The 6146-nt window shown below is 71.8% G+C and carries 6 protein-coding genes and 1 pseudogene; 4 read left to right on the forward strand and 3 right to left on the reverse strand.

What is annotated here, in order from left to right:
• Positions 1-106: 106 nt before the first annotated feature.
• The gene (locus ACFW2E_RS10425; RefSeq protein WP_384464397.1) at positions 107-580 is read right to left on the reverse strand and encodes a VOC family protein; all 474 of its coding nucleotides are present in this window, start codon (positions 578-580) and stop codon (positions 107-109) included.
• 31 nt (positions 581-611) lie between these two features.
• Positions 612-2087, reverse strand: a complete 1476-nt coding sequence (locus ACFW2E_RS10430; RefSeq protein WP_384464400.1) for a dihydrolipoyl dehydrogenase family protein — start codon at positions 2085-2087, stop codon at positions 612-614.
• Between the two features lie 121 nt (positions 2088-2208).
• Between ACFW2E_RS10430 and ACFW2E_RS10435 the strand changes: the two genes are divergently transcribed.
• From ACFW2E_RS10435 to ACFW2E_RS10450, 4 genes and pseudogenes are all read left to right on the forward strand, one after another.
• Positions 2209-3081 carry an MBL fold metallo-hydrolase gene (locus ACFW2E_RS10435; protein WP_384464403.1) on the forward strand — a complete coding sequence of 291 codons (873 nt, stop codon included), beginning with the start codon at positions 2209-2211 and terminating at the stop codon, positions 3079-3081.
• 347 nt (positions 3082-3428) lie between these two features.
• The gene (locus ACFW2E_RS10440) at positions 3429-3941 is read left to right on the forward strand and encodes an HIT family protein (protein WP_384464406.1); all 513 of its coding nucleotides are present in this window, start codon (positions 3429-3431) and stop codon (positions 3939-3941) included.
• A 68-nt stretch (positions 3942-4009) separates the two neighbouring features.
• The gene (locus tag ACFW2E_RS10445) at positions 4010-4828 is read left to right on the forward strand and encodes an SAM-dependent methyltransferase (RefSeq protein WP_384464408.1); all 819 of its coding nucleotides are present in this window, start codon (positions 4010-4012) and stop codon (positions 4826-4828) included.
• A 61-nt stretch (positions 4829-4889) separates the two neighbouring features.
• Positions 4890-5427, forward strand: a pseudogene (locus ACFW2E_RS10450) (kinase); the annotation flags it as partial.
• Positions 5428-5463: 36 nt separating this feature from the next.
• Here ACFW2E_RS10450 and ACFW2E_RS10455 read toward each other — a convergent pair.
• Positions 5464-6146: lanthionine synthetase LanC family protein (locus tag ACFW2E_RS10455; RefSeq protein WP_384464411.1), on the reverse strand; the 683-nt coding region annotated here is incomplete at its 5' end.

Genomic DNA, 6146 nt, shown 5'->3' on the forward strand with positions numbered 1-6146 from the left:
CGTGGGTCGGGACGATCTGGCCGGGCGGGACACGGGCGCCGGGCGCGGCGGGTCCGGCGGTCATGGCCGGTCGCCTCCGTCCGTTCGTGTGTGCCGGCAGGGCGGGTCACCGGCCAGGTGCCCGCTTCTTCACTTCCTGCAGCATCCAGCCGTTGCCGTCCGGGTCGCTGAAGGCGGCGTAGGACCCGTAGTCGGCACGCTCGGGGTGCGGGCCGGACACCTGTCGTGAGCCCTCGGGGTATCCGACGGCGCCTCCGGGGCCGTGGCCGTGCACGAAGACCCCTCCCCCGTCGTGGAAGACCTCGCCCACCTCGACGCCACGGCCCACCAGTTCCGCGCGGGCCTCCTCGACGTCCTGGACGATGAGGTAGAGGCCCTGGGCCGAGCCGGGGGTCGCGGAGGTGATGCCCTTGCCGAAGATGATCGCGCACTCGGAGCCGGGTGGCGTGTACTGCACGACCCGGTAGCCGTCACCGACGACGGCGTCGGCGTCCTGCCGGAACCCCGCCTTCTCGTAGAAGTCCTTGGCCCGATCGACGTCGGAGACCGGCAGCACGATCACCTCGAGTTTGAGATCCATGGGAATGTCGCCCTTTCAAGGGGAGGCTCGCTCATCCGGAGAGCGGCGCGTGGCGCTGCGTGCGCAGTGCCTCCAGCAGCCGGAGCCAGATCTCGCTTGCCGTGGGGTAGCTGGGGACGACGTGCCACAGGGTGGAGACGGGGATCCGCCCGACGACGGCCGTGGTCGCCGAGTGCACGAGCTCGGCGATGCCCGCGCCGACGAAGGTGGCCCCGACGACCACGTCCTCGGCACGGTCGACGACGAGTTTGGCCCGGCCGCGGTAGTCCGGGCGCATGACCCAGGTCCCGGCGAGGGCGGCGAGGTCGTACTCGACCACCTCGACGTCGATTCCGGCGTCCCGGGCCTGTTGTTCCGTCATGCCGGCGCTGCCGACCTCCGGGTCGGTGAAGACGACCTGGGGGAGCCCGACGTGTCCGGCCGCGCCGGAGGGAAGATCGGTGCGGCCGGCGGCCCGTGCGGTGATGACGTCTCCGACGATGCGCGCCTGGTACTTGCCCATGTGCGTCAGGAGCGCACGGCCGCACGCGTCGCCGATGGCGTAGAGCCAGGTGCCGTCGACTCCGCGTACGCACTGGTGGTCGTCGACGTCGATGTAGCCACCGGGGGACAGTCCCACTGTCTCCAGACCGATGTCGTCCGTGTTCGGCGTCCGCCCGGCGGCCACGACGATCTCGTCCGCGGTCAGAACCGTGCCGTCGTCGAGAGTCACGCTCACCTCGCCGCCGTGGACGTGGCCGCGCCCCGTGTCGCGGGCGTCGGGCCGCCGCACCTCGGAGATGCTGCGCTCCAAGTACAGCCGCACGCCACCGGCTTGCAGTTCCTCGGCGACGAGTGCTCCCGCGAACGGTTCGTTCCGTGCGAGCAGGCGCGTTCCGCGCTCGACGACCGTCACCTCGGGGGCTCCCAGCCCCCGCAGCCAGGTGGCGGCCTCGCAGGCGACCACGCCGCCGCCGAGCACGACCACGCGAGCCGGCACCTCGTGCATCGAGGTCACATCGCGGGAGGTCCACGGCAGAGCGTCGCGCAGTCCCGGCACGTCCGGTACGGCCGGGCAGGAGCCGGTGTCGATGACGACGGCGTGCCGGGCCGAGAGCGTCCTCGCCGAGCCGTCGGGCCCGCTCACCGAGAGTGTGCGTTCGCCGACCAGCCGTCCATAACCGCGTACCACGTCGATGCCGGTGTCCAGCGCCCACCGCACCTGGGAGGTGTCGTCGAACCCGTTGACCACCTCGTCGCGCCGGGCGAGCGCGCCGGCCGGGTCCAGGCCCGCCGACACCCCGGGCAGATGGGCCGCCGCGGAGACCACTTCGACGGGCCGGAGCAGTGCCTTGCTGGGCATGCACGCCCAGTAGGAGCACTCGCCACCCACCAGGTCGTTCTCCACGAGCACCGAGGACAGACCGGAGAACTGGCTCGCGTACTGAGCGGCGTTCTCACCCGCCGCGGCGCCGCCGAGGACGATCACGTCCCATTCCGAGCGGTCCGGGTCCACCGTTGCGGTCATAGGATCCTCCTTGATCGCCTGCGGCTGAGCCGGGCGATTGCGGTGGCGATACACCAGCCTAGGGTCCGCCCATCCGGTCCGCATGCCGGTCGGTGGCGATCCGCGAGAGAAAGGCGCAGGCTTGACAGACTTCACGCCCCGGAAACCGGTACCGCGTGCGCTCGACGTCCGCTGGATCCACGGGTCGCCCTCGGCGATGCACAACACGGAACCCGAGATCCAGACGTACGCCCATGACGAGCACACCTACGTCCTGCGCCAGAACAAGGCCGTCCACTACGAAGCGCCGTTCATGTTCCTGCTGTTCGGCGAGGAGCGGGCCGTGCTGATCGACACCGGCGCCACGGAGTCCCCCGAGTGGTTCCCGCTGCGCCGGACCGTCGACGAGATCGTCGAGCGGTGGCTCCGGGAGCATCCGCGATCCGACTACTCCCTGCTGGTACTGCACACCCACGCGCACGGCGACCATGTCGCGGGCGACGGGCAGTTCGCCGACCGCCCCGCGACGGTGCTGGTGGGCGGGGACCGGGAAACCGCCTGGAGCTGGTTCGGTTTCGACCGGGATCCCGCCGCGGTCGCCCGCGTCGACCTCGGGGGACGGGTACTGGAGTGCCTGGCGACGCCCGGCCACCACGAATCGGCCGTCACGTACTACGACCCCCGCACCGGCTGGCTGCTCACCGGGGACACCGTGTACCCGGGCAGGCTCTACGTCCAGGACTGGTCCGCGTTCGTCACGACGGTCGACCGGCTCGTCGGGTTCGCGGCATCGAAGCCGGTGACCCATGTGGTCGGCTGTCATGTCGAGATGACGCGTGAGCCGGCGGTGGACTATCCGGTCCGCACCACCTACCAACCCGACGAGCCGCCACTGGAGATGACGGTGGGCCAGCTGAAGGAGCTGGCAGAGGCGGTCCACGACATCGGCGACAGCCCGGGTCGGCACGTCTTCCCCCGCTTCATCATCTGCCACCGGGGAGCGGAGGGAGCCTGACCCTCCGGGGGCCGAATCCGTGAAGTCCGGCAGATGCCGGTCGATCTCGTCCGCGTGGTGGTCCCGCAGGCGATCAGATGCTTCGAACGGCCCTCGCGGACCGCTCCGCCACGGCGATGCCGCCGGCGCGGCTGGCGCGGGCCACGCCGTGCGTGAGGGACTCGTAGAAACCGGAGGTCCCGGTCGAACGGCTGCTCCGGGGAGCACCGGTCGAGCCGGGAGGTCGACCCCTTCGCCGTCGACGTCCCGGACCTCCTCGCCTACTACGCCTGCTACGCCCGCCCGGGGGCCGAGCGCAGGGAGCACCGGTGAAGCCGCGTCGACCTTGACCGTGTAGGTTCCCGGCCGTGGCTGAAGACTGGCGAACGGACCGGATCGGCTCTGCACTGCGCGGCGAGAATCCCGCCGTGCTGCGGCGGTTGGAGGCGGGGTTCGCCGTGATCGGGGACGTACAGTTCCTGCCGGGGTACACGGTGCTCCTGGCGGACGACCCCGATGCGCGGCGACTGTCGGACCTGCCGATAGACAGGCGGCTGTCCTTCCTGTCCGACATGGATCGGCTCGGCGAGGCGGTCGAGCAGGTCTGCCGCCGTCTGGATCCGGCCTTCCGGCGGGTCAACCTGGAGATCCTGGGCAACACCGACGGCTTTCTGCATGCCCACGTGTGGCCGCGCTACGAGTGGGAGCCGGCCGGTCTCGTGGGCAAGCCGGTATGGCTCCGTCCCGCCGCGCACTGGACCGACGGCCGCTACGCGCTCGGCCCGCACCACGATGAGCTGCGCGAGGCGATCGGCAGGGAACTCGATCGCCTGCCCGGCCTGAGCGGACGGTGCCGGCCCGCCGCAGGGCATGCGCGATAGTGTTCCGACACACAATCACCCGCGTCACCCTGGTGGCGAGTTACCGGTTCAGGACGGAGTCGGGCGTCATGACCTCACCCCGCGGCGACGCCGGCGGTGCCCAACCCCTCGAGACGGACGCCAGCAAGCCCCATCCGGCCCGGATGTACGACTACTTCCTCGGAGGGAAGGACAACTACGAGGTCGACCGGGAGGCCGCCGAGCGGATGATCGTGGCGGCCCCGGAGGTGCGGGCGGGCGTCCGTGCCAACCGGCGCTTCATGCACCGCGCCGTGCGGCACGTCGTCGCGGAGGGCGGCATCCGGCAGATCCTGGACGTGGGCACGGGCCTGCCCACCGAGCCCAACGTGCACCAGATCGCACGCGCCATCGCTCCCGGGACCCGCGTCGCCTACGTCGACAACGATCCGATCGTCAGCGCCCGCTCCGCCGCCCTGACCGCCGGCAACGACACGTCCGTCGTCCTGGCCGACCTGCGCGACCCCCGGGCCCTCCTCGACCACCCCGGCGTGCGCAAGGTCATCGACTTCGACCAGCCGGTCGCGCTGCTGCTGGTGGCGGTCGTGCACTTCATCTCCGACGCCGAGGACCCGGAAGGCATCGTCGCCACCCTGCGTGACGCGCTGCCCAACGGCTCCTGGCTCATCCTCTCGCACGCCACCGGCGACGTCCACGACGACCGCCGTGAGGACGCGGCGGCCGTCTACAACGGCGCCACCGCCACCTTGAACCTCCGCCCCCACGCCCGGGTCCTGGACCTCTTCGGCGACTTCACCCCGGTCGAACCGGGCCTGGTCAGGGTCACCGACTGGCGGCCGGAAGAGCCTTTGGAGCACGAGGCCCCGCCGATCGGGATCTACGGGGGAGTGGCCCGCAAGAACGGCTGAGGCGCTGGCCGCGCTCCCCACGACTCCGATGCCCGACGCGGCCGGTAGTGTGCCGCGAACGATGGTGGGCACGGAGGCAACCCGGCAGGACCTCCTGCGTGGCAACAGCCCTTCGGGCAAGTCGTCCGTCGCAGCGGGCATCCGGCAGAGGTTCGGCCGCGGCCTGGCCCTGGTCGGGCAGGACAACCTGCGGCGCGTCGTGCTGCGCGAGGGTGACCGGCCCGGCGCGGCGAACATCGGCCTGATCGACCTGACGGCCTGCTACGCCCTGGACGCCGGCTACCACGTCGTGGTGGAGGGCATCATCTACGCCGACATGCTCGATCTACGCAGACATGCTCGCCCGCCTGTGTGCCGGCCACAGGGGCCCCACCCACGGCTACTACCTGGACGTGCCCTTCGACGAGACGCTCCCGCGGCACGCCGCCAGACCGATCACCGACGACGTCGGCGAGGCTCAGCTGCGGGACCGGTCCCGGCCGCTCGACCTGCGGCCGGCGGGGACGGAGACCGACATCGGCGCGGACAGGGGCGTGGAGGGGACCGTCGACCGCATCAAGTTCGACACCGGCCTGTCCGGTCTTCCCGCGCAGGAGCGCCGAGGCAACGGGCGGCCCGCCGGATCCGCCACCATCTCACCGGCCCGTACTGCGCAGCCGCGCCGGTACCGCCCACCACTGGTCGGGACGGTCGACCACGACGGCACTGGGGCCGGTCTCGAGGAACCGGCCCAGACGGAGGAGGTAGGCCGCGATGCCCGCCGCGCCCTGCATCCACGCCGTACCCGGAGGCAGGAGCGGTGGATCCCTGCGGTGCTCCAGGAAGCGCCAGCGGGCGCCCGCCTCGTCCCTGATCGCACGCTCCACCAGCGCGTCGCCCATGGTGCGGGCCGCCTGTACCAGTGTCTGCGCCCGTCCCGTCTCCCCGCAGTCCTGCGCCGCGTCCAGAAGGACGTCGCCCACCCCCGCGGTTCCGCAGCAACGTCCGTCGTTGTCCCAGAAGCCGGGGCGCAGACGCCGGGGCACGCCCGAGCCGAGGATCGAGGCGAGGCAGCGCTGCCGCAGTTCGCCGACATCGAGGCCCGCGACCTCGGTCACGCCGGCGCGGGCCAGCGCCGCGAACAGGTGCGAGGTCCCGGCCGGACCATGGCACCAGGTGTACGTGACCGGTTCCACCTCGCGCTTCGACGGCGGGATCGTGTGCGGGACGACGAAGCCGCCGTCCTCCAGCGAGCCCACCGACAGTACGTGGCGGGCGCCCACCACCGCGGCGTCGACGAACTCCCGCCCGTGCACTGCCGCGCCCGCGACCCCCCGCG

Source organism: Streptomyces sp. NPDC058964 (genome assembly GCF_042741275.1).
GTDB lineage: Bacteria > Actinomycetota > Actinomycetes > Streptomycetales > Streptomycetaceae > Streptomyces.